22 protein-coding genes and 1 tRNA gene are annotated in these 22,684 nt (G+C 44.3%); 12 read left to right on the top strand and 11 right to left on the bottom strand.

The features are described from left to right. Positions 1–31 precede the first annotated feature (31 nt). From GWR56_RS04945 to GWR56_RS04955, 3 genes are read right to left on the bottom strand one after another with little or no spacing between them, the layout of a single operon-like run. Positions 32–277 (bottom strand): hypothetical protein, encoded by a 246-nt coding sequence (locus GWR56_RS04945; protein WP_202925374.1) that lies wholly within the window; start codon positions 275–277, stop codon positions 32–34. A gap of 2 nt (positions 278–279) precedes the next feature. Further along, on the bottom strand, positions 280–2,148 hold the full coding sequence (locus GWR56_RS04950; protein ID WP_162430048.1) for an ABC-F family ATP-binding cassette domain-containing protein: 1,869 nt from the start codon (positions 2,146–2,148) through the stop codon (positions 280–282). Further along, complete coding sequence (locus tag GWR56_RS04955) at positions 2,148–2,801, bottom strand: NAD(P)H-binding protein (protein WP_162430049.1); 654 nt, start codon at positions 2,799–2,801, stop codon at positions 2,148–2,150. The genes GWR56_RS04950 and GWR56_RS04955 overlap by 1 nt, the downstream gene beginning before the upstream one ends. 116 nt (positions 2,802–2,917) lie before the next feature. Between GWR56_RS04955 and GWR56_RS04960 the strand changes: the two genes are divergently transcribed. The 4 genes from GWR56_RS04960 to GWR56_RS04975 all read left to right on the top strand — a co-directional run bounded on the left by GWR56_RS04960 (position 2,918) and on the right by GWR56_RS04975 (position 6,042). Beyond that, a complete protein-coding gene (locus GWR56_RS04960; protein ID WP_162430050.1) occupies positions 2,918–3,628 on the top strand; it encodes a pirin family protein in 711 nt (236 codons plus the stop codon). 78 nt (positions 3,629–3,706) lie between these two features. Beyond that, entirely contained in the window at positions 3,707–4,483 is a 777-nt protein-coding gene (locus GWR56_RS04965; protein ID WP_162430051.1) for an ABC transporter permease, read from the top strand. Positions 4,484–4,486: 3 nt separating this feature from the next. Then, entirely contained in the window at positions 4,487–5,269 is a 783-nt protein-coding gene (locus GWR56_RS04970; RefSeq protein ID WP_238395306.1) for an ABC transporter ATP-binding protein, read from the top strand. Next, a complete protein-coding gene (locus tag GWR56_RS04975; RefSeq protein ID WP_162430052.1) occupies positions 5,266–6,042 on the top strand; it encodes an MlaD family protein in 777 nt (258 codons plus the stop codon). The genes GWR56_RS04970 and GWR56_RS04975 overlap by 4 nt, the downstream gene beginning before the upstream one ends. Positions 6,043–6,129: 87 nt before the next feature. Here the strand turns inward: GWR56_RS04975 and GWR56_RS04980 are convergent, their stop codons facing one another. From GWR56_RS04980 to GWR56_RS04995, 4 genes are read right to left on the bottom strand one after another with little or no spacing between them, the layout of a single operon-like run. Further along, the gene (locus GWR56_RS04980; RefSeq protein ID WP_162430053.1) at positions 6,130–6,645 is read right to left on the bottom strand and encodes a glutathione peroxidase; all 516 of its coding nucleotides are present in this window, start codon (positions 6,643–6,645) and stop codon (positions 6,130–6,132) included. 55 nt (positions 6,646–6,700) lie between these two features. After that, complete coding sequence (gene ybeY, locus GWR56_RS04985) at positions 6,701–7,132, bottom strand: rRNA maturation RNase YbeY (protein WP_162430054.1); 432 nt, start codon at positions 7,130–7,132, stop codon at positions 6,701–6,703. Further along, positions 7,132–7,554, bottom strand: coding sequence for an ATP-binding protein (locus GWR56_RS04990; RefSeq protein WP_162430055.1), 423 nt, complete (start codon positions 7,552–7,554; stop codon positions 7,132–7,134). The genes ybeY and GWR56_RS04990 overlap by 1 nt, the downstream gene beginning before the upstream one ends. A gap of 1 nt (position 7,555) precedes the next feature. Then, entirely contained in the window at positions 7,556–10,870 is a 3,315-nt protein-coding gene (locus GWR56_RS04995; protein WP_162430056.1) for a DUF4175 family protein, read from the bottom strand. A 194-nt stretch (positions 10,871–11,064) separates the two neighbouring features. Between GWR56_RS04995 and GWR56_RS05000 the strand changes: the two genes are divergently transcribed. From GWR56_RS05000 to GWR56_RS05010, 3 genes are all read left to right on the top strand, one after another. Further along, positions 11,065–12,324 (top strand): MFS transporter, encoded by a 1,260-nt coding sequence (locus GWR56_RS05000; RefSeq protein WP_162430057.1) that lies wholly within the window; start codon positions 11,065–11,067, stop codon positions 12,322–12,324. A gap of 60 nt (positions 12,325–12,384) precedes the next feature. Beyond that, positions 12,385–13,065 (top strand): response regulator transcription factor, encoded by a 681-nt coding sequence (locus tag GWR56_RS20755; protein WP_304608934.1) that lies wholly within the window; start codon positions 12,385–12,387, stop codon positions 13,063–13,065. A gap of 78 nt (positions 13,066–13,143) precedes the next feature. Further along, positions 13,144–13,217, top strand: a tRNA-Pro gene (locus tag GWR56_RS05010). 87 nt (positions 13,218–13,304) lie between these two features. Here GWR56_RS05010 and GWR56_RS05015 read toward each other — a convergent pair. From GWR56_RS05015 to GWR56_RS05025, 3 genes are all read right to left on the bottom strand, one after another. Further along, positions 13,305–14,021 carry a thioredoxin domain-containing protein gene (locus GWR56_RS05015; protein ID WP_162430058.1) on the bottom strand — a complete coding sequence of 239 codons (717 nt, stop codon included), beginning with the start codon at positions 14,019–14,021 and terminating at the stop codon, positions 13,305–13,307. 43 nt (positions 14,022–14,064) lie between these two features. Further along, positions 14,065–14,352 carry a hypothetical protein gene (locus GWR56_RS05020; protein WP_162430059.1) on the bottom strand — a complete coding sequence of 96 codons (288 nt, stop codon included), beginning with the start codon at positions 14,350–14,352 and terminating at the stop codon, positions 14,065–14,067. Positions 14,353–14,546: 194 nt separating this feature from the next. Continuing rightward, positions 14,547–15,416, bottom strand: a complete 870-nt coding sequence (locus tag GWR56_RS05025; RefSeq protein WP_162430060.1) for a flagellar motor protein MotB — start codon at positions 15,414–15,416, stop codon at positions 14,547–14,549. A 143-nt stretch (positions 15,417–15,559) separates the two neighbouring features. Here GWR56_RS05025 and GWR56_RS05030 point away from each other — a divergent pair, with 143 nt between their 5' ends. Further along, positions 15,560–16,036, top strand: coding sequence for a hypothetical protein (locus tag GWR56_RS05030; protein WP_162430061.1), 477 nt, complete (start codon positions 15,560–15,562; stop codon positions 16,034–16,036). On the opposite strand, the gene GWR56_RS05035 is transcribed toward GWR56_RS05030, so the two are convergent. After that, positions 16,033–17,517: a sialate O-acetylesterase gene (locus GWR56_RS05035; RefSeq protein ID WP_162430062.1), complete on the bottom strand. Its 1,485-nt coding sequence runs from the start codon at positions 17,515–17,517 to the stop codon at positions 16,033–16,035. The genes GWR56_RS05030 and GWR56_RS05035 overlap by 4 nt on opposite strands. Before the next feature lie 360 nt (positions 17,518–17,877). Here GWR56_RS05035 and GWR56_RS05040 point away from each other — a divergent pair, with 360 nt between their 5' ends. From GWR56_RS05040 to ligD, 4 genes are all read left to right on the top strand, one after another. Then, a complete protein-coding gene (locus GWR56_RS05040; protein ID WP_162430063.1) occupies positions 17,878–19,071 on the top strand; it encodes a threonine synthase in 1,194 nt (397 codons plus the stop codon). A 138-nt stretch (positions 19,072–19,209) separates the two neighbouring features. Next, a complete protein-coding gene (locus GWR56_RS05045) occupies positions 19,210–19,605 on the top strand; it encodes a VOC family protein (RefSeq protein ID WP_162430064.1) in 396 nt (131 codons plus the stop codon). Positions 19,606–19,689: 84 nt separating this feature from the next. After that, the gene (locus GWR56_RS05050; RefSeq protein WP_202925375.1) at positions 19,690–19,863 is read left to right on the top strand and encodes a DUF3606 domain-containing protein; all 174 of its coding nucleotides are present in this window, start codon (positions 19,690–19,692) and stop codon (positions 19,861–19,863) included. 11 nt (positions 19,864–19,874) lie between these two features. Beyond that, on the top strand, positions 19,875–22,610 hold the full coding sequence (gene ligD, locus GWR56_RS05055; protein ID WP_162430065.1) for a DNA ligase D: 2,736 nt from the start codon (positions 19,875–19,877) through the stop codon (positions 22,608–22,610). Positions 22,611–22,684: the final 74 nt, after the last annotated feature.

The following is a 22,684-nucleotide window of genomic DNA, read 5'->3' on the forward strand; positions in this document are numbered from 1 at the left end:
CCATGTTCCACGTGGAACATTATGTATTTTCTTATTCAGATGTTCCACGTGGAACATTAATAAACGAGTATAAAGCAAATAAGCCCCAAATGCCCTCTAATACTACAAACGGGTAAAAATCGATCAGAAATGACGCAAAACAGCACGTGCCGGCACCAACAAAGTTCATCCCGGTATATAAACGACTTTGTGCCGACGTTTTCTTAAACATATTTAACAGAAATGCGATCAATAAAATAATAACGCCAACTGATGCTATGATGTCTGATTCTTTCATGATCAAGCTCCTTTTAATTCTCCCAATTCCATCCACCGGGCAGTTTTGCTATCTAGTTGTTTATTTAAATAAGCGATCTTGTCGGTAAGCTTGCTTAACTCCTTCGGGTCGATATTTATTATATTTAATGCATCGGCCGTTTCTTTCAATTTCGCTTCAATGTCTTCTATCTCTTTTTCAAGTCCCTCAAATTCTTTTTCTTCTTTAAAACTCAACTTGACTTTTTGTGCCGGCTCGGGTGATGCAACCACAGCGGGGGCACTGGTTTTCTTGTTTTGTTGCTTGGTTTCCTCAAGTTCTAACCGGTACGAAGTATAATTACCGTTATAAATTAAAACCTTTCCCTGGCCTTCCATAATAAATAACTGATCGGTTAACTTATCAAGTAAATACCTATCGTGCGATACCATGATCAAAATCCCAGGGAAATTTGTCAAAAACTCTTCCAGCACATTTAAGGTATCAATGTCAAGATCATTAGTTGGCTCATCCAGTATCAGAAAATTTGGGTTTTTGATCAGGATGCTCATCAAGTGCAGCCGTTTCTTTTCACCACCGCTTAATTTTGAAACCATGCCGTACTGCTTGGCAGGAGGGAACAGGAACAAGGTTAGCAACGCCGAAGCTGATATTAGCTTGCCATCGGCCATCGTAATAAATTCAGCTACATTTTTTACGATATCAATTACGCGTTCATCCTCTTTAAAACTTAAACCGGCCTGGTTAAAATATCCGATAACAGTTGTTTCTCCCTTTACGATCTCCCCGCTATCCGGCGGTAAACCGCCAGTGATCAGGTTCAATAGGGTCGACTTGCCGCTTCCATTTTTACCGGCTAAACCTATGCGATCGCCCTTTTTAAATACGTAACTAAAATCTTCTATATAAGTGGTGCCATTGAAGCCTTTACTGATATGGTGCATTTCCATTATCTTATTGCCCTGGCGCGCTGTTTTTACACTCAGTTCAACATTTTGCTTAGGTCCGTTGTTCTTCGTCTTCGATTCCAGGTCATAAAAAGCATCTATCCTTGATTTTGATTTGGTGCCCCGTGCTTTAGGCTGCCTGCGCATCCACTCCAGCTCTTTGCGTAACAAATTGGCGTTTTTTTGAAACGTAGCTTCGTCCACTGCTTCGCGTTCGGCTTTCTTTTCCAAAAAATAGCCGTAGTTGCCTACATAGGGGATGATCTTGCCACGGTCTATCTCCAGTATCTCGTTACAAACGTTATCCAGGAAATACCTGTCGTGCGTAACCATCAAAATGGTCTTGCTGCCTTCTGTCAATAGTTTTTCCAGCCACTCAATAGTATCAATATCAAGGTGATTGGTAGGCTCATCTAAAATGTAGATCTCCGGGTCCTCAATTAATAGCTTAGCTAAAGCCAAACGTTTCTTCTGACCGCCTGAAAGCGTGCTAATGTGCTGATTAAGGTGATGTATATCAAGCCGGCCTAAAATAGTCTTAATTTTATATTCATATTCCCAGGCATCTATCTCGCTCATCGCTTCCATCACCTTATCCATTTCCCTCATGTTTTCGGGGTCGTTTTCTAACAACTCCTCGTACCGGCGTATCAGCTGTTGCTGTATATTATCGGCGTGAAAAATGTAATCGCTTATGGTTACCGCACCTTTAAAATGCGGGTCCTGCTCCAGGTAGCCAACATTAAGGTCTTTACTTTGCGCAACATTACCCTCGGTTGGTTTTAACGAACCTGAGAGGATCTTTAACAGGGTAGACTTGCCTGCACCGTTAATGCCCACAAGCGCAACCCTTCGGCCCCTGTTTATACCGATGGTAAGGTTTTTAAATAACCAGTTATCATGAAAAGAGTGGCCTAAATTTTCGGCCGATATATAAGTGCTCACTAAATCTTATTTATTTTATCAGATGTATATGTAAAAATGCCCGCAGCGTTTTCTAATGATTTTTTATACATGGCATGGGCAAGCGTAGCGCCGTTGACGCTGCGGTATTTTTTTAATCGCCCAAGCAGTAGCGGGTCTATTATTTTAAACAGGCCACCTATCAGCTTTTCTGCCGGCCGGGTTTTATCCCGGCGGCCTGTTAACATTGAAGGCTGGTAAATATGAAGGCTATTTAAACCCACCCGCTTCAAGTCGTCTTCAAGCTCTCCTTTTAGTTTTGTGTAAAAAAACACCGACGTTTTATCGGCCCCTACAGCCGATACCACATGAAACTGATCAACCTGGTTTTGCTGTGCAAATTTAGCCAGCAGCAGGGGGTAGTCATGATCTATCTGCCGATATCTTCTTTCGTCGGGAGTTTGACTTTTGGTGGTACCCAGGCAACAGAACACGGCGTGGCCGGCTATTGCTGCGTGATACTTTTCTAACTCGTCAAAGTTTATTACCAATTGAGTCAACTTTTTATGCTGAATTGGCAGTTGCCGCCTTACCAGCACTAAAACTTCGCTATACTGGGGTGCCGCCAGTAATATATTTAGTAAATTACTGCCAATAAGGCCGCTCGCGCCTGCTATAATTGCTTTATATGCCATTAATGGTCAGTTTAACGTGCAAAAATACGCATAATTAAATTGTGGAATAAATATTGTATGTTTAAACACGTATTTAATTACATAATGTTTATTTATATAGCTAACAAGATAAAAAAATGAAAACAGTATTTCATCCCGCAAACGAAAGAGGCCACAATGATATTGGCTGGTTAAAGGCAAATTTTTCATTCAGTTTTGGCCCTTACCATAACCCAGACAAAGTTCACTTTGGTGCGCTTAGGGTATTAAATGATGATACCATTGCCCAGGGGATGGGCTTTGGAAGCCACCCGCACGACAATATGGAAATAACTACTATAGTGTTGGAAGGCGCGGTTGAGCATAAAGACAGCATGGGTAACAAGGGTATTATAAAACCGGGCGATGTCCAGGTAATGTCAGCCGGCACAGGAGTGGTGCATTCAGAATATAATCCATCGCAAACCGAGCCTGCTAAAGCTTTGCAGATATGGGTATTCCCGAAATTGCGCAATATACAACCCCGTTACGACCAAAAGAACTTTAGCGATGTAATGGTTCAGAACCAGTTTACCACGATGATATCGCCTGTAAAAAGCGAGGAAACGCTTTGGTTGAACCAGGATACTACGTTCTCGCAAGGGAAGTTCGATGCGGGACAAAAGGTGGATTATACGATGAAAACAGCCGGGAACGGCGTATATGTATTCTTGATTGACGGTAACGCTACAATTGCCGGTAGTGTTTTAAACAAAAGAGATGCTATTGGTGTTTATGACACAAATACTTTCACAATAGAAACAAATAGTGAAAGCCGGATTTTGATCATAGAAGTACCGATGCTGTAAGCTGCATCAAAATAAAATTCGGGTAGCCAAAACAATTTGGCGATGATTTGTTTATAACTGGCAAGTAATAAGAAACTTATGGCAGAACAGGCAATTCCCGGATATAAAAGATGGCTTGAAGGCATAGGAGAACAAGGCGTTTTCTTCAAAGGCTTTTTCCGCAATATTTTCAGGGGCGGTTTTGAATGGTCGGAGTTTGTGCGCCAGTGCTATGAAATAGGTTATCGCTCAATGATGCTGGTGGGCATCACCTCGTTTATCATGGGGTTGGTGCTCATCCTGCAGCTCAGGCCGTCTATGTTAGAAATGGGGGCCGAAAGTATTTTGCCAAAAACGCTGGCTGTAGCCTTTGTGCGCGAAATAGGGCCGGTTATCATCGCTATAATTTGCGCGGGTAAAATAGCATCGGGCATTGGCGCCGAGCTTGGCAGCATGAAGGTTACCGAGCAGATAGATGCCATGGAAGTATCAGGAGCAAACCCATTGCAATACCTGGTAGTAACCCGCATTATTGCAACCAGCCTGATGATTCCCTTATTGACTCTTATTGGTGACGCGATAGGGCTTTTCGGCGGTTATTTAGCGCTAAACTTTACCGATGATGTTAGTTTTCCGCTTTATTTTCATAAATGCATCTCATCGCTTGAATTCTATGATTTTTTCCCAGCGCTTATCAAAACCGTGTTCTTTGGTTTCGCCATTGGATTTGTGGGCTGCTATAAAGGATATAATTCTAACAAAGGCACCGAAAGTGTGGGCATCGCCGCAAACTCGGCCGTGGTAACCGCATCCCTGTGGATATTTGTTATTGACGCCGTTGCCGTACAAATCACCAGCATATTATTTTACAGGTAAACCATGGAAGAGATAAAACAAACTAATCCTGATATGGCTAAACCTGCAAACGAGGTAGTGGTGGATATAGATCATATTTCCAAATCGTTTGGCGATAAGGAAGTGCTTAAGGATATAAACCTAAAGGTCAAACGCGGCGAAAATGTAGTGGTGCTCGGTAAATCCGGCCAGGGTAAATCCGTTACTATACAATGTATAGTTGGCCTGCTTACGCCTGATAGCGGTACTGTGAAGGTTTTTGGCGATGATGTGGCCCTGATGAACGATGATGAGTTGAAAAGCCTGCGTACTAAGGTGGGCTTCCTGTTCCAAAGCGGGGCGCTGTATGATTCTATGACCGTGAGGGATAACCTTGAGTTTCCGCTTACCCGTATCCTCAAGATCACGGATCAGGCCGAATTAGATAAGCGGGTAGAAGAAGCCCTGGATGGCGTGGGCCTTCTGGATGCTATAGATAAGCTGCCATCAGACCTTTCGGGCGGAATGCGCAAACGTGCCGGGCTGGCCAGAACAATGATTGTACGGCCCGAAATTATGCTCTACGACGAACCTACGACCGGCCTTGACCCGATCACCTCGCGCGAGATAAGCGAGCTTATCCTGAAAATTCAAAAAAAGTACAAAACCTCATCTATCATCATCACCCACGATATGGAATGCGCCAAAATTACGGCCGACCGCGTAGTGATCATGAACGAAGGGACATATATAGCCGAAGGCTTGTTTGATGAGCTAAAAAACTCTGACGACGAATTGGTAAGATCATTTTTTAACGAAACAACATGAAAACCACATCATCACAAAAAATAAGGATAGGCGCGTTCACCGTAGTGGGGATGCTGATACTATTTCTTGCTGTATTTTACATCGGCAACCAAAAAAGCATGTTCAGCTCTACCTTTAAAGTTTACGGAACGTTTAAAAACGTTAACGGCCTTACCGTAGGTAACAACGTGCGGTTTGCGGGGATAAACGTGGGGGTGGTTGAGTCTATAAACATCGTAACAGATAGTTCGGTGCGGGTAGACCTTACGTTAAACAATTCTGTTAAAAAGTTTATCAAAACCGATTCGAAAATGAGTATCGGCAGCGATGGTTTAATGGGAGATAAGCTTGTTGTTATAGCACCCGGAGGCGTTAAAAGCAACACCGAGGTTCAGGAGGGCAACCAACTGGAATCAGTGAACCCGGTTGATGTGGATAAGATAGTAACCAAGCTGACTAAGGTGGCGGATAACGCCGAAAGCCTGACGGGCGACCTTGCGGATATTGTAGCCAAAATTAATAACGGAAAAGGCAGCATTGGGCGCCTGCTGAATAGTGAACAAATGGCTAAGGACCTGGAAGGGACTGTAAAGCAGGCTAAAACAACAATTAAGGGAGTGCATGCTACCACCCAAACATTGAACGAGGATTTAAAGGCCGCACAGAATAACTTTTTGCTTAAGGGATTTTTTAAGAAAAAAGAGAAGGCCAAACAAGATTCGCTAAAGAAGATAAAAGAAGCCAAAGAAAAGGCAGCAAAAGAAGCCGCGAAGAAGAAAAAGGAGAATAATTGATAAAAAGATCAGCACACAACACCATTTTTTTCCTGGTAATGATGCTGTATAAGTAAACAAAAAAGGAGGCGAAAGCCTCCTTTTTTGTTATAATGCGCTGGTAATATCCTCAGATAAAGGCTTAACGTTTGAGCGGTAGCGGTGTATCAGCTTACCATTTTCGTCGATAAGGAATTTTTCGAAATTCCATTTTATCTCACCCGTAAAATCAGGATTGGCCGTAGTAGTCAGGTAAGCAAATAACGGGTCGATATCGTCGCCTTTAACACTTACTTTTGAGCTGAGCGGGAAAGTAACGCCATAGTTTTTTTGGCAAAATTCTTTTACCTCACTATTGGTGCCGGGCTCCTGTCCGCCAAAGTTGTTTGCCGGAAAGCCAACAACAACAACTTTGTCTTTGTATTGATCTGCCAGCTTTTGCAGTTCGGCGTATTGCGGAGTGTAACCACATTTGGACGCCGTGTTAACGATAAGAAGCTTTTTGCCTTTGTATTTGGCAAGCGAAAAATCCTTACCATCGATGGTTTTCAGCTTAAACGTATAAACTGATGATGGGGCCGATGTAATAAACATCATGGCGCATATTAATGTCAATAATTTCATGTTTTTAAATTGGTAACGAGTGATTTACGCAGATAGTTGCTTTACAGATGTAAAGTTAATTATTAAAACTTCTTTTTTCTAAATACAAATCTTCTTTAGATGTCATTTTCTTCTTATCCGCCGGCGATTTGTCTTTGTACCCAACCAAATGCAGGGCTCCGTGTATCAAAACGCGATGCAACTCCTGGGCTTCGGTAACGTTAAATTTAGCGGCATTATCACGTATGCGTTCAATTGAAATAAATATATCACCGGCAATAAAGCCTTCCTCATCCGAATTGTCAAACGTGATGATATCCGTATAAGTATCGTGATTAAGATATTGGCGATTTATTTGCAGCAGGTATTCGTCGGTACAAAAAATGTAGGTAAGCTCGCGCAGCTTGTAACCTTCGGTAACAATGGCGTCGGTTATCCACTTGCGTACGGCTGTTTTATTTTTTAATTTATACGTTATGTCTTCTTCGTGGAAGGTAATTGCGGGCATTATATTTTAAAATGTAGTTCAACCTCATTACCGGTAGCATTAAATATACATTGGTCAGCCAGGTGTTTTAAAATGAATACTCCCCGTCCGGTTAATTCTTCCAGGCGGTCGGGTGCGGTCGGGTCAGCCAGGTTGTTATAGTCAAATCCGGTGCCTTCGTCGGTCACCGTCCATACAATTCGTTTGGCATCAACGTCTACATTAACAAAAACGGTTTTTTCCGGGTCTAATTTATTACCGTGGATTATAGCGTTCATCACCGCTTCGTTAAGGCAGGTCATCATGTTGGCAAATGTATCCTCACTCACCTGGTATTTATCCGCCACTTCTTCTATCAAAGCTTCAAGCAAGGTTATGCTTTCGCGCTTCGACGGAAGTTGCAGTGTATAAAGCTGAGCTGTTTGAACATTTACCTGTTCCATATCATTTTCCATTAAGTTGATCAAAGTAGTGTTTAATTTTTTGCCTGTAGTACAAGTTAAGTGCTGGCGGTACGGTTTTTATCTGTTCCGTTTGCTTTGTCTTAACCCTCTCGTAATCCTGCAAAGCTTTAATATACCCTGGCGGCATATCATTTGCCGCCCGGCTTTCTCTCTTTTGGTCCTGCTCTCTTTCCTGTTCCGCTTTTTCAGCCTCCAGCAATCGCGATTGTATTTGCTGTTGCCGTTTTAACGCCTCGTTTGTAATTCTCTTGTTTACGAGATCGTTCTCAGTTTGTTCCATTTCTTTTGCAATTTTATCCAAATTTCCCAAACTGTTTGTTCCGTCTTTATTGTTTTCCTGGTTTAGCTGTTGTAACGATTGCCTGATCATTTGCTGTTCGCGGGCCATTTTAGCAAATTGCTCGCTGATGCCTTGTTGGCCGTTTTTGCCCTGCTGCGGGTTGCCCATTTTTTGCATCTCATCGCGTGCTTTTTGCATGTTCTTATTTAACTGCTCCTGCATTTTGCTTAACTGCGATAGCGACGGCTGTTTCCCCTTTCCCTTCCCGCTTTTATTTTGCTGCTTTTGCAATTGATCAAGCGCTTCGCTCAATAGCAATGCCAAATTATTCATACTGGTCATGGCAAACTGCTGGTTGCGCATGGCCTCGGGTGTTTTCCGTTCGCCTAAGTTCTCCAGCGCCTGGTCAATTTGCTCGTTAACGCCGCTAATTTCTTTGTTAACTGTCGATTGTATCTGGGGTATACGCCGGCTTAATGCGTATAGGCTGTCCTCGGCTGTTTTTAAGTTATCTTTTATGTCCTTTTGCTTTTGTGCCAGGGATATATATCCAGGGTCGGCAGGATTGGTCTGCCGTAGCATTTGCATGATCTTTTCCTGTGTAAACGAGCTGTTAACAAGCGACTTCAGTAACTCACGCAACTGGCGTGCATCAACCGCGTTCTCGCTTTCCTGGCCTTCGGCTTCATCGTTTTGCAATTTAGCGGCAAGCTGTTTCATTTGTTTTGCTGCTTGCTGCTGCGCTTTGGATGCCTGCTGGCGGTTGTTATTTTTTAACGCCTTTTCGCTTTGCTTCATCTGTTCGTCAATAGCCTGGTTTTCCGCCTCAGGATTTTTAAAGTCCTGCTTGTTGCCGTTTTGCTCATTCTCTTTTTGCAGTTCGTCCAGCGATTTTTTAACGTTCTCAAAATCCTGATTGAGTTTTTGCTGCTGCTGCAGGGCATTGTTATTATTACCGGACCGTTGGTTCTCATCGGCCAGTTTTTTTTGATCTTCGGCTAATTGATTCAGTTGGTTTATGTTTTGATTAAGCTTTTGTTCAAAGCCCAGTTTTTTGTAAAGCTCCAGGATGCGATCAAGTTCTTTTTTTAGCGATTTATTGTCCATCTGCATTTTTGACAGTTCATCGCGGGTGCCGTCCTTCTGGTTTTCCTGAAGTAATTGTTGCAGTTTTTGAAGCAATTCTTTGGTTTTTTCGTCGAGCACGTTGTTAAACAGGTTTTCTATCTGTTTTTGCATCTCTATCAGTTCCTGCGTTTGCTGCTGATTTTCCTGGCGGTTGTAGAGGTTCTTTTTATTTTCGGTCTGTATATCTTTTACCAGGTCATTCAGGTCTTTGCGCTTTTGCAGCAATTCTTCAACTTGTTTTTTCTCGTCGAACGACAGGTTGTTTTTATCAAGCAAAGCCTGGTTTAGCTTCTGCGCGCTTTTCTCGAGTTGCCCGGCCAGTTTTACGGCCGATTGCATTTTTTGTTTAACCGCCAGGGAGCCTGCATTTAACTGTTCTGCCAGTTGGGCGGCGTCCGGGATATTTAATGTACGCTCGGGCGTGCGTGCGGTTTTGGGGCCGGTAACACCGTCGTTATCGGCAACCTCGAAATAATAAGTAATGGCGTCACCCGCTTTTATGCCCAGATCCTTCAGGTTCCAGAGGTAAAAGAACCCTGATTCGGTAGCGGATAAGTCAACTTTAACCGGTTTGCTGACGGAATGCCCAACGCCCGTACCGGCTGTTTTGTAATGAAAGGTTAAGGATGAAAAACCATGGTCGTCCTGTACCCTGCCGGTAAAATAAATAGCTTTCATACTTACCGAATCGGGTTTTTCCTGTACTTCAATGGCCGGCGCCTCATCTGCAATAACATTGATGTGGTAGCCTGCTGAATCGGGGCGAGTAACGGCGTTGTTTAACGGACTAACATTGTAAATAGCGTTCTTTAAAATCCGCTCGCGGTGCTCAAAAACATTGTCGTCCGATGGCCGGAGGGTTTCGTTTGCACCATTTATTTTGAATAACAGCGACGACGTGTTTTGAGTATGAAATTTCCAGTTAACGGTTGTGCCGGCGGGCAGGGTAAGGTCGCCGGCATTGGCCAAAATCTCGTTCTTTTTATGAAGATATACGGGGTAAATTAATTCGGCATCAAAGTTTAGCAAAACGGGTTTTGGGTTGACCTTTATTTCGTATGGCGCCGATTTAAAATCGTTACCAAGCAACCGGAAAGCGGTGTTTTTTTGAAGGTTGGTGAACAGGTAATGAAACCTGCTGATGTTGTCTTTATCGAGTTTAAACGTAGCATTGGCCGTTTCTACATAAATATCCGCAGGCAGCTTATCGCCGGTTAATTTAAGTTCGAGTTTATAGTCCTCGCCCTGTACCGCCGAAAGATCTTTGTTAAGCACCAAAAACTGAAAAGGGGCAACCGGAGCAAAGTACTCATTGTGGCGTATAAGCCGCCGGGTACTTTCTGTTAATACCGATGGGGCAGCAAATGCGATGATACAGATAACGGCCGCAGGCGGAATAACCCACTTCAAATATTTGCTATTCTCGCGGATATTAACCGCCGAAGGAAAGCTAACCGGATTTAACGTTTTTATTTTTTGATTGATACTGGCCTCTATCAGGTCGCGGTGGGCCGCGTTTTCGTCAGCCTGCTTTTTTAGCTGCAGGGTGTTTAGCAGTTTATCGTTAATATCGTTAAAGTGGCGGCCAATAATTTCTGCTGCCTGGTCATGTGTTAAGGTGCTGCCTAATTTTAACCGGGCCAAAAGCGGGGGTAATACCAGCCATACCAGCAACCCCAAATTTAAAAGTATAAAAAAGTAGAACAGTATGGTGCGCAGTGTAGTATCGAAATTGCCAAAGTACTCGCTCAGGGTTATCAGTACATAGGCCGAAAACAAACCCGCGCCCAAAAATATCAGCCCGCGCAGCAGGTTGTTATAATGGTACTTGCGAATAAAAAAATCGATCTTCTGAATCAGCAAATCATAGTTTTCGGAGGAGCTCATATTAACGTTAAGCTAACAACATAGCAATAAACGAAATTAAAACATTAATTAATATGCAAGGGGGGCTATTTTAGCTTAATATGAGCAAAATTCTTAGGCCCCGGCATGCTAATGCCACACTACCGTAATTAAATTATTACAACAGCCCATAGAAACAATTAAGGGCTGATTCTTGTCGTTGGTTTTATATACGCATGAACGTCAGCACTTTTAAAGCTTTCCAGAGCCGTAATTACCGTTTATACTTCGCCGGACAATCAGTTTCCCTCATTGGCACCTGGATGCAAAAAACCGCAGTAAGCTGGGTAATTTATACGCTTACACATTCCACTTTTATGCTTGGGCTTACCCTTTTTGCCAGCCAGTTTCCCTCTTTTCTATTATCGCTTTTTGGCGGTGTAGTGTCAGACAGGTACAATCGCTACCGGGTGCTGCTAACCACCCAGGTTGCATCAATGATACAGGCAACGCTTTTAGCTGTAATTATATTAATGAAGCACTACGCCGTTTGGGAAATTTTGGCACTAAGCGTTTTACTTGGCGTTATCAACGCCTTTGATGTGCCCGCAAGGCAATCGCTTGTTTATGAAATGATATCTGATAAAAAGGACCTGCCCAACGCGCTTGCGCTGAATTCATCAATGGTTAATCTTTCGCGACTGATAGGGCCGGGAATTGCGGGCTTTATATTGGAGTACTGGGGCGATGGCGTTTGCTTTGCGCTAAATGCCGCAAGCTTTATAGCTGTAATAGGGTCGTTATTAATGATGCGCTTGCCGAAATATGTAAAAACCAGTCATGCAAAAAATGTATTTGGCGAATTGAAGGAGGGCTTTAGTTACCTTAAGGCTACCCCATCCATTTCCTTTGTAATAATAATGCTTGGACTGATCAGTTTATTAGTGCTTCCGTTTAGTACCCTGATACCCTATTATGCCCGCGAGGTATTTAAGGGCAACGCCACCACCTTCGGGGTGGTAGATAGCGTAATTGGCCTTGGGGCCTTTAGCGGCGCTATATTTTTGGCATCGTTAAAAGCAGGCAGTAACCTTAAAAAGATATTGAGCATCAACACGCTGATATTTGGGGTTGGTTTGGTGCTGTTCTCGCACGAGGTCTCTTATCCGCTTGCGCTTATATTTGCCACTATAGCGGGTTTTGGGATGATGTCGCAAATTACCATTAGCAATACCCTTATACAAACAACTGTTGAACCGGGCATGCGCGGCCGGGTTATCAGCTTTTACGCCATGGCTTTTTTTGGGTTGCAGCCCATAGGCGGGCTGTTAGTTGGGGCCGTATCAAAGTGGATTGGAGCCCCAAATACCATTTTGCTGGAGGGGGTAGCTGCGTTGGTTATTGGCTTACTGCACTTCCGCTTTTTGCGTAAAGAGAAACTGAAACAGCAACAAAATGTAATGGCGGTTGACGAGCAACACTTGCAGGCGGTTTAACCCGGTGCAAAACCGTGAAATAACGGGTTGCAGTAAGTTGGCAAACGCTTATTTTAGAGCATGCTAAATAAAACACGCGTACCTAAGCAACTATTACCACAAATTGAAGAATATGCCGACGCATTTGATTCCCTTCCGTGCACGGTTATTATACATGACCTGCGCGACTGGTCGGTTATTTACATGTCTCACAGGGGCTTAGCACTATTGCAGTCTACTAAAGAAGAGATCACAGAACTTTCGTCGGGCGAATATTATAAATTATACTTTAACCAGGAGGACGCCGAAGACTACGTACCTAAAATATTGTCGTTGCTTGAAAGAAACAATGACGAAGAAATGGTTACTTATTTTCAGCAAGTGCGTTTCCCCGGTAAGGAAGATTGGAACTGGCATATGTCGAGCACTAAAATATTTATGCGGGACGACAATGGTAACCCCGGAACAACCATAACTATTTCGGTGCCGCTTGATGCCATGCACCATATGACAGCCAAGGCAGAGCGTTTGTTGCAGGAAAACAATTTTTTAAGAAAAAATTACGAGAAGTTCTCCGCATTGACCCGTCGGGAAAAAGAAGTGCTTACGCATGTGGCGTTAGGTAAAAGCGCCGGCGAAATTGCCGCAGAACTATTCATATCTGTCGCCACAGCCGAAACTCATCGCAAAAATATAAAGCAAAAGCTTAATGCGAGCACGTACGATTTGATGCAATATGCCCGCGCCTTCGATCTGGTTTAAGGCGAATAACTTTTATTACAACAATTCGCTAAAAAACAGGAAAGTTTTAACAAATTATTATATTTGAAGCTCAATTTTCGGGATGTAGCGTAGCCCGGTATCGCGCCAGCATGGGGTGCTGGAGGTCGTGGGTTCGAATCCCGCCATCCCGACTGTTTCAAAGAGCATATTCAAAGGTTATCAGGCCTGCGGATATGCTCTTTTGCTGTATTTACGGTGCAGATAGAATTGAAAGATGATCAGATCTTACAATCAGTACAGGCTTTTAAAAGCTCCTTATCTATCAGGTCCGCAAAATGTTCGTAGGTGCGGGCTCCCATAGTTAGCTGGCCGTTTATCACGATGGCGGGCGTGCCCTCCAGGCCCGCAAGCTTTGCTTCTGCAATATCTTTCTCGATTTTGCTTTTGTATCTATGATCAATGATACAGCCCTTAAATCTGGCGGTATCCAGCTTATTAGTACTGGCCCATTGATCAATAAGCGGGGCGCTAAGCATGCTTTGGTTTTTAAACAGGTAATCGTGCAGGTCCCAAAACTTCCCCTGTTCATTTGCGCAGGCCGAAGCTTCGGCCGCCATTAGCGCGTTTTTATGAAACGCCAGGGGCAGGTGCCTGAAGTTAACTTTTATCAGGCCTTTGTCTACGTACTTGCTTTTAAGCGCCGGAAAAATTTCGGTAGCGAACACATTGCAAAAGCTGCACTCGAAATCCGAGAAGATGGTCATGGTTACGGTGGCATCGTCGGGGCCAAGCACGGGCGATTGCTTATCCGGGTTGATAACGACCCTGTCAGGTGTTTTTTTACCGGCAGTTGTAATGCCCGCCAGCTTTTTATTAATGCGGCTAAGCTGCGTATTTAAATTAAGCACATAACCGATCAGGAAAATAATAAGGACGAGTTGTACGGTTCCGATGAGCTGGCTAAGGCCGGTTTCGGATAGTTTACTTAACTTCAAATGATAAGGGAATTAAGCCGGGCGTACGCCCGGCTATGATAAATTATTTACAAAAGCCGCAGGCAGGCACCCCCGGCTCTTTCAAATCGTCGTACTGGGCGCAAACTGCCTGTACCTGGTTATTTGACAGCGGCTTGCCGTCAAGGCACCTGTAAGCGTATGCCGCGCCGCAAAAAGCATCCAGTTGCGCATCACTTAAGTGAGTGTAGCCATCGGCGCAAACCCCGTCAAGTTCTTCGGTTAAGTCCTCTTCGTCGTCTTCTTTTACGCAGGCAACAAAGGTGGTTGTAGCGGCCAGCAAGGCTGTCAGAAATAGTAATTTTAATCGCATAGTGTTTGTATTAAGTTGGTTATTTCTCAAAAGTATCTTAACAAAGCAGGCTATACAATACCCAAAAGTAGGTAAGTTTTTAAATGGTGAAAGAGGTATTCAGAAAGGGAACTGCCGCTACAAATCTCGGCATCGCCGGGGCTAAAACAAAAACAGCCCGCTCAATTGAGCGGGCCGCTACATAATAAACTAATTTATTGTTTGGCCGGCGCTGTTTCGGGCGCTTTGCCTATCAGGTCCATAAACTGATCGAGTTTTGGCGTAATGATAATTTGGGTACGCCTGTTTTGAGCCTTGCCCGAAGGTGTGCTGTTATCGGCAATAGGGTTATATTCGCCACGGCCCCCGGCTGTTAAACGTTTAGGGTCAACCTGGTAATTGTTTTGCAGCGCCTGCACTACAGATGATGCCCTTAAGGCACTCAAATCCCAGTTGTTACGTATATTCTTTTGCGAGATAGGCACATTATCGGTATTACCTTCAATCAGCACATCGTAATTGCTGTAGTCTTTAATGATCTTGGCGATCTTACTAAGGGTTTCGCCTGCACGGTCGGATATTTCGTAACTGCCCGACTTATAAAGCATATTGTCAGCCAGCGAAACATAAACCACGCCTTTTAATACTTTAACATCCACATCCTTCATCTCTGATTGACTTAACGAGCGTGTAAGGTTGTTGGTTAACACCATATTAAGCGAGTCGCTCTTGTTCTTGGCGTTTACCAGTTGCTGTATGTATCTGTTCGAGCTGTTTATCTCGTCAACCAGTTTAGAGATATTTACATTTCCCTGGCCGCTTGAGGTTAAACACTTATCGAGCGCCGACTGTAGCTGTTTATTATTTGCCCGTTCAGAAGCTATTTGCTCATCAAGGCTCGTCAACTTTTGGTTGGCCAGATCAAGGTTGCGTTGGGTAAGCAGGTATCTGCCCCTTACTTCCCGCGTGTTACTGTCCAGTTTATCGTAGCTGGCTTGCAATTCTTTGTACTTTTTATTGCTTACACAACTCGAGGCCCCGATAGCTACGATAAACAGCATCGGCATAAATATTCTGAGTTTCATAATATAAAAATTAGTTAAAAATTTAATTAACAATCTTTAAACCAATTTAATGCAAAAAAGTTTTGCCCGGCCGTTATACCGCTAAGTTGTTTCTCCCGTTAAATAAAAAGTGCATATTTGCCAATTACCATAAAACTACTAATATGAAAAAAACACTTTCTGTTATTCTGGCCTCGGCAATGCTTATGTTAGGCGCATGCACAAAAGAGGGCAGTACCCCGTCTATACCCAACAACAGTTGGACATTAAACGGGATCGAACACCTTGTTAAAAGCAGTAATCGTACAACAAACGGCGCCAATGCGGAAGCTGCAATATCATATAAGGACAGTACAAACAAAGCAGCAGTAGCTGTTGGGTTTAAAGCATTACCTACGGCTGGCGGCACCTATCAGCTTGTAGCTTCAGACGGAGGTGCACTTACCGATAACCAATGCCATTTAAGCATTATAGACGATAATGGAAAGCAGCTTTCATTTACAGGCGAGCCTACACCTGTTGAAGTAATAGTGCTGCAAAATAACAAGCTGCTTTTTAAGATACCTACGATAAATGTAGCTACGGAAGTGCCCGGTACTACTTATAAATTTAAAGCGGCGTTATACGAACTTCGAAATTAATTCGTCCAGTTATCCGTTCTAAAGGGCTCCATTGGCAAACCTGCATTATTTTGCAGGTTTGTTAATGGATAATTGGTAAAAGCATACCGCACCGCAACTACAGGCGACGGTGTACCATTCGGTACGATAAGCATAATTTTATCGCCGCTGATGCTTGCTAATGCAAGCCGGAAAGCCCGGTCGGCACCGGCTACAAAAAAGTATTGTTTTAAGGGTTTATTGCCCATGGTAGTTAAGCCAGTTGCCGTACTATTCACAAAGTTTATCGTTATTGTATTTCCGCTTTGCGAAAACGAAGCGTACTGCGGGCCTATACATTGCACATTTTTAAAGTAGGTTCGGTTTAGTGCAAGCAGCGCAAGGCGGTCGCCAACTTGTTTTTTATATCGGGGGTGATGGTTATCTTTTTCGCCCGCATCTATTGTAATTACCATGCCGGTACCGCCTATACCTTCGCGCACTTTCATTTGCGTTTCGCGGAATTTAGCCAGGTAATTTTCTGTCTCATCCCCTCTTGCATCATCATCAAAAGGAGTTATCTGCACATAATAAAAGGGGAGGTCACCCTGTGCAAAAACCGATCGCCAGCCGTTTATCAATGCGATATTCAACTTTGTATAATCAGTAACAGGGGTCATTTTTTGATTGTTTTCGCCCTGGTACCATGTAAATCCCTTAACGGATAGTTTCGTTAACGGGGCTATCATGCCATTAAAAAGCATCGAACTTTGATGCTGTCCGTTATAGCTGCTTAAAGGGCCTTGCAGGGCGGCGTTATTTGTCCAGGTTTCGCACCAGCTGCCGTTAACGGCCGAAACAATGATGCCGATAGGTACATTTAATTCGGTATGTAATTTCCTTGCAAAAAAATAAGCCGTAGCGCTTAACCCGCCTGCGGTTGCAGGTGCGCAAATTGTCCATCCCGTTGGATTTGTAAATTGGTCTATGGGTGCGCCCTGGTAATCTTCTTTTACAGTTAGGGATCGTATTTGCGGGTAATTTGCGTCAGCTATCTCGGCCTCATAATTTTCCACGCCACCAAACGAGGGTGGTAAAGGGCCTACCGGCATAACCATATTTGACTGCCCGGCGCAAACCCACACATCGCCAATTAAAATATTAGTTAGTGATATAGCGGTTTCGCCGGGTGTTGTAACAGAAATAGTTTGCGCGATGGCGTTGGCCGGTGCCGAGGCAAGGTTAACCTCCCATTCGCCATGGCTGTTTATGGTGGCTGTAAGCGGGCCGTTAGACCAGCTTGCAGTTACCGTAACAACGCCCGAAGCTTTTCCATACCCCCAAATTCTGGCGGGCTTATCGCGCTGTATAACCATATTACTTTGCAGCACATTGGCTACAGCAAAGGACTTGTTCACCGGCGTTTCAACCGGTGGGTCAACAGGGGGAGGGAAGGGCTTGTCTTTTTTACACCCGGTAATTATTACGGCGCACAAAAGGCACAACAGTAAACGTGTTTTCACGGTTTAAAAATAACATAAAATATTAACCCGGAGCCGACACCATAAGGGACTATGCGCATATAAATATATCGAACATGCGGTATGATACATGGCAGATAATCGTGTATCTTACTCGTATAAAGAGGGATCTAAAAGCATCGCTTTTTGTTAACGACCCGGGGCACAACCATACAGATACCCGAAATTGCATTAACAAGCGATACAGATACCCCAAACAACGTTAAACTAAGCGCATCGATATTTATTCCCTGATCAAAGCCATAGCAGTTAGTCCTCCATAGACCATCCCGGGGTAACATTATCGCTAAAAATTTGTCTTTAAAAGGCCTTGTTAATACTTTGGCGTTTTATTTCCAAACTATGCCTGATAAAACCGCTTCAGACCAAGGGTCGTTATTAGTAAATTTAAAATGCCCCCAATGCAGAGCGGAATACAATGCATCAGTAATTCAAAATTTCTGTAAAACCCCGGGTTGTGCAAGCACCTTGTTTGCGCAGTACGATCTGACACGTTCTCTCGATAGGTCTATACTGAAAGATCGCCCCGCGAATATGTGGCGGTATCGCGAACTGCTGCCGGTTATAGATCCTGAAAACATTGTTACCATGGGCGAGGGCTTTACACCTATACTCCCGATCGTAAACCTAAAGCCGTTTACCGAAGGCAATAGCGTGTTTTGGAAAAATGAAGCAGGCAACCCTACCGGTTCTTTTAAGGCGCGGGGTATTGGGATGGCGGTATCAAAAGCGAAAGAACTGGGGATAAAAACGATTGCAACACCAACCGCGGGCAATGCCGGCGGTGCATTGGCGGCTTATGCAGCGCGCGGGGGTATTAAGGCAGTTGTTTATATGCCTATGCAAACACCCCGGATGTTTAAGGACGAGTGCAGGCTTTATGGCGCCGAACTGGTAGAAGTGGATGGTAATATCAGCGATTGCGGCAAGTTGGTGAACGAACATGCAGGGCCAAACGGTTGGTTCCAGATATCAACCCTGAAGGAGCCTTATCGGTTGGAAGGCAAAAAGACAATGGGTTATGAGATTGCCGAACAGTTTAACTGGCAGGTCCCCGACGTTATATTATACCCAACCGGTGGCGGCACCGGCCTCATTGGTATATGGAAAGCCTTTGACGAACTGGAACAGCTGGGCTGGATAGACAGCAAGCGCCCTCGTATGGTTGCCATACAAGCTGAAAGTTGCAATGGGATAGTAACTGCATTTAACGCCGGGAGCCACACCGCTGAGTTTGTTGATGGCGGGTTTACCATGGCCAACGGTTTGCGCGTACCAAAATCGTATGCGGATAAAATAATACTAAAAGTGCTGCGCGATAGCAACGGAGCCGCTCTTGCAGTAAGCGACACGGACATGAATGAGGCTGTGAAAGAAATAGCCAGTAGCGAAGGTATGCTGATAGCCCCGGAAGGTGCTGCTTTATGGCAGGCCTATAAAAAACTTAAGGCTTCGGGATGGATACAGCCCGGCGAAACCGTGGTAATGGTTAATACCGGCAGCGGATACAAATATTTGGAAAACATCAAACTTTAAGCTTCTTCGCTTTTTTGGTAAATAAGAGGTAGTTGTCGTGAATCGACGCCTATCTTGTCGCGTTTACGCCCTTCTTTATCAGTTTATTGGCCGCAAATTTGTATTTGTAATATCAACAGTACATTTAATCTAATTATCATGTTAAAAGATTCAAAAGCGTTCAGCGGCTTTTCGGTAAACGATATCGATAAAGCGAAAGAGTTTTATGGCGAAGTATTAGGCCTTCAGGTTGATAAGACCGAAGATATGGGTGGTATGCTCAACATCCATATCAATGGCAACAGCAACAGCATACTGGTATATCCAAAGCCAAACCACCAGCCGGCTACCTACACCATTCTTAATTTTCCGGTAAAGGATGTGGAAGCGACGGTGACCGAACTAACTGCCCGGGGCGTAAAGTTCGAGATATATGATAGCGAATATTTAAAAACCGACGAGCGCGGCGTATCAAAGGGCAACGGCGGCCCAACCATTGCATGGTTTAAAGATCCGGCGGGCAATTTTTTGTCAGTGATCGAGACCGACCGGTAGCGAGCCCTTTAATTGCTAGGTAAATTTTTTTCAAAACCATTTGTTGTGAATGCCTGTTTACATGTAAACTAATTATAAAACATTATGGACAGTAAACAAAATGTAGGCAGCCCTGACAGGGACAGGATAAACGTAAACGAAGATTACGAACTGCAATACTGGAGCGAAAAATTTAATATCAGCCGCGATGAACTTAAAGAGGCGGTGAAGGCAGCAGGGACATCCGTTAAGGACGTACAAGCATATTTAAACAAATAACCTGTACAGCCATGAGCCTGGAAAAATACGTCGAGAAGAGGGACTTTACTAAAACCTCGGAACCTAAAGCCGGCAGAAGCAAGGATAAGGATAAACTGATGTTCGTGATACAAAAACACGATGCATCGCGCCTGCACTACGACTTCAGGCTGGAGATGGACGGCGTATTAAAAAGCTGGGCTGTGCCAAAGGGGCCCTCAACCGACCCGAAGAATAAGCGCCTGGCTATGATGGTAGAAGACCACCCGTTTGATTACCGCAACTTTGAAGGCATTATCCCTAAAGGCGAATACGGGGGTGGTACCGTTATTATTTGGGATGAGGGCACTTATGAACCTATCGAAGAAATAAAAGGCAAAAAAGCGCAGGAAAAGCACTTGCTGAAACAGCTTGAAGCCGGTTCCCTGAAGATAAAGTTACACGGCGAAAAGCTTAAAGGGGAGTATGCCCTGGTGAAAACCCATGGCATGGGCGAGAATGGGTGGCTGCTGATAAAGCACAAGGACGATTTTGCATCATCTGCGGATATCACTAAAAAGGATAAGTCTGTGCTGTCGGGCAAAACCATTGAAAAAATGGAAAAGACGAGCGAAAAGGTATGGAAGGATGGCGGCGAGCAGGATGTAGAAAAAGAAAAGCCCAAAAAGGCGTCAAAAAAAAAACTTCCTGAACCGGCTGACCAACTTACAGATGACGTAGAGGACAAAACTTCTGGTGAGTCTGTGCCCGATACTGCTGCTATCCTGAAAAAGGCGCCTAAAAGCAAAATTCCTACCGGCATAAAACCGATGCTGGCCACGCTGGTAAACGCGCCATTTGACGACCCTGATTGGGTGTACGAAGTAAAATGGGATGGATACCGCACCCTGGGCTTTATCAATAAAGGCGAAGTGCAGCTGCTGTCGCGCAATAACAAGGATTTTAATGAGAAGTATTACCCGCTTAAGAAAGTGCTGGAAGGCTGGAACCTTAATGCGGTTATTGATGGCGAAATACTGGTGCTGAACGAAAAGGGGGTATCAAATTTTGGCGCCCTGCAAAATTGGCGCAGCGAGGCCGATGGCGAGTTGGTGCTTTACATTTTCGACATACTTTGGTACGAGGGCAAAAACCTGATGGATCTTCCGCTGATAGAACGGCAGGCCATATTGAAAGAGGTTATACCTACGGATGACGACCGTGTGCGGATCAGCCAAACTTTTAAGGGAAGCGGGATAGAATTTTTTCAGGCGGCAAGTAAAATTGGCCTGGAAGGTATTATGGCTAAAAAAGCAGATAGCACCTATATACCCGACAACCGTTCTAAAGATTGGCTTAAGGTTAAAATAAATAAAAGGCAGGAAGTTGTTATAGGGGGATTTACGAAAAACGAGGGCACCGCAAAGCAGTTCAGTTCGCTTTTACTGGGGGTTTACGAGAAAGGGAAATTTCAATACGTGGGCAAGGTAGGCACCGGGTTTTCGGATAAGCTCCAAAAAGAAATGATGGCATTGTTTAAGCCGCTAATAGTGGATAAAGTGCCGTTTACAAGCGAGCCGGACGTAAACAAACCGTCGCGTTTTCGCCCAAACCCACCGAAAGCAAAAGCCACCTGGCTTAAACCCGAACTGGTATGCGAAGTAAGCTTTGCCGAGGTAACCAGCGACGGGGTGTTCCGTCATCCATCGTTTGAAGGTATGCGGGTAGATAAGAAAGCGAAGGATGTGGTACGCGAGATTGAAGCCGATACAACACGAATAGTAGAAGATGAGCATCAAACGAAAGAAAAGCCGGAAAAACACAAACTGGTTACCGCGCCAAAAGAATCGGTTAAACGCACCCTGTTAAACCCCAAAGAAGAAACACAGGTAAAAAAGATCTGCGGGCACGACCTTAAATTTACCCATCTTAGTAAAGTTTACTGGCCCGAAGACGGCATCACCAAGCGGGATATGTTCAATTACTATTACCAGGTTGCCGAATATATTTTACCCTATCTTAAAGACAGGCCGCAATCATTGAACCGTTTCCCTAACGGGATACACGGGCCAAGCTTTTACCAGAAGGACGTACGCGGAAAATCGCCCGATTGGGTGAAGAAATTTCCCTATACCACCAGCGAGGGCGAGGACAAAGATTATTTGGTTGGCCATGACGAAGCCACACTGCTTTGGATGGCATCATTAGGGTGTATAGAAATGAACCCTTGGTTTAGCCGTATACAATCGCCGGATAACCCGGATTATTGCGTTATTGACCTTGACCCCGATAAAAACACCTTTGACCAGGTAATAGAAGCCGCGCAGGAAGTAAAAAAGGTGCTGGATGCCATAGATGTGCCCAGCTACTGTAAAACATCGGGATCAACCGGGATGCATATTTACATTCCACTGGGGGCAAAATACGATTATGATCAATCGCAGATGTTTGCCCGCCTGATAGTAAATATCGTACACCAGCAGATACCCGATTATACTTCGCTTGAGCGGATGGTGAAAAACCGTAACGGCAAAATGTACCTCGACTTTTTGCAGAACCGGCCCGGCGCAACAATTGCAGGCCCGTATTCGCTGCGGCCAAAACCCGGCGCAACGGTTTCTATGCCACTGCATTGGGACGAGGTAAAACCCGGATTGACCATGAAACATTTTACCATCCACAACTCCATAGCCCGCCTAAAAAAAGAAGGCGACCTGTTTAAAGGCGTTTTGGATAAAGGGATAGACCTGGAAAAAACCATCAAAAAAGCGCAGAGCATATTTCAATAAGTGTTCACGTTCGGCACACGTGAACACCGTGAACGCTCATGAACATCTGATAATCAGGCTAATTCAAATTTGGC

It is taken from the genome of Mucilaginibacter sp. 14171R-50, from assembly GCF_010093045.1.
Taxonomy (GTDB): domain Bacteria; phylum Bacteroidota; class Bacteroidia; order Sphingobacteriales; family Sphingobacteriaceae; genus Mucilaginibacter.

Bases quoted from the DNA above. Each gene is read 5' to 3' on its own strand.
- GWR56_RS05020 (WP_162430059.1), bottom strand. From the start codon at position 14,352: ATGCGATTAAAATTACTATTTCTGACAGCCTTGCTGGCCGCTACAACC.
- GWR56_RS05025 (WP_162430060.1), bottom strand. From the start codon at position 15,416: ATGAAACTCAGAATATTTATGCCGATGCTGTTTATCGTAGCTATCGGG.
- GWR56_RS20755 (WP_304608934.1), top strand. From the start codon at position 12,385: ATGCTAAATAAAACACGCGTACCTAAGCAACTATTACCACAAATTGAA.
- GWR56_RS04990 (WP_162430055.1), bottom strand. From the start codon at position 7,554: ATGGAACAGGTAAATGTTCAAACAGCTCAGCTTTATACACTGCAACTT.
- GWR56_RS05040 (WP_162430063.1), top strand. From the start codon at position 17,878: ATGCCTGATAAAACCGCTTCAGACCAAGGGTCGTTATTAGTAAATTTA.
- GWR56_RS05030 (WP_162430061.1), top strand. From the start codon at position 15,560: ATGAAAAAAACACTTTCTGTTATTCTGGCCTCGGCAATGCTTATGTTA.
- GWR56_RS04980 (WP_162430053.1), bottom strand. From the start codon at position 6,645: ATGAAATTATTGACATTAATATGCGCCATGATGTTTATTACATCGGCC.
- GWR56_RS04945 (WP_202925374.1), bottom strand. From the start codon at position 277: ATGAAAGAATCAGACATCATAGCATCAGTTGGCGTTATTATTTTATTG.
- GWR56_RS05000 (WP_162430057.1), top strand. From the start codon at position 11,065: ATGAACGTCAGCACTTTTAAAGCTTTCCAGAGCCGTAATTACCGTTTA.
- GWR56_RS05050 (WP_202925375.1), top strand. From the start codon at position 19,690: ATGGACAGTAAACAAAATGTAGGCAGCCCTGACAGGGACAGGATAAAC.
- GWR56_RS04995 (WP_162430056.1), bottom strand. From the start codon at position 10,870: ATGAGCTCCTCCGAAAACTATGATTTGCTGATTCAGAAGATCGATTTT.
- GWR56_RS04965 (WP_162430051.1), top strand. From the start codon at position 3,707: ATGGCAGAACAGGCAATTCCCGGATATAAAAGATGGCTTGAAGGCATA.
- GWR56_RS04955 (WP_162430049.1), bottom strand. From the start codon at position 2,801: ATGGCATATAAAGCAATTATAGCAGGCGCGAGCGGCCTTATTGGCAGT.
- GWR56_RS05045 (WP_162430064.1), top strand. From the start codon at position 19,210: ATGTTAAAAGATTCAAAAGCGTTCAGCGGCTTTTCGGTAAACGATATC.
- ligD (WP_162430065.1), top strand. From the start codon at position 19,875: ATGAGCCTGGAAAAATACGTCGAGAAGAGGGACTTTACTAAAACCTCG.
- GWR56_RS04960 (WP_162430050.1), top strand. From the start codon at position 2,918: ATGAAAACAGTATTTCATCCCGCAAACGAAAGAGGCCACAATGATATT.
- ybeY (WP_162430054.1), bottom strand. From the start codon at position 7,132: ATGCCCGCAATTACCTTCCACGAAGAAGACATAACGTATAAATTAAAA.
- GWR56_RS04975 (WP_162430052.1), top strand. From the start codon at position 5,266: ATGAAAACCACATCATCACAAAAAATAAGGATAGGCGCGTTCACCGTA.
- GWR56_RS04970 (WP_238395306.1), top strand. From the start codon at position 4,487: ATGGAAGAGATAAAACAAACTAATCCTGATATGGCTAAACCTGCAAAC.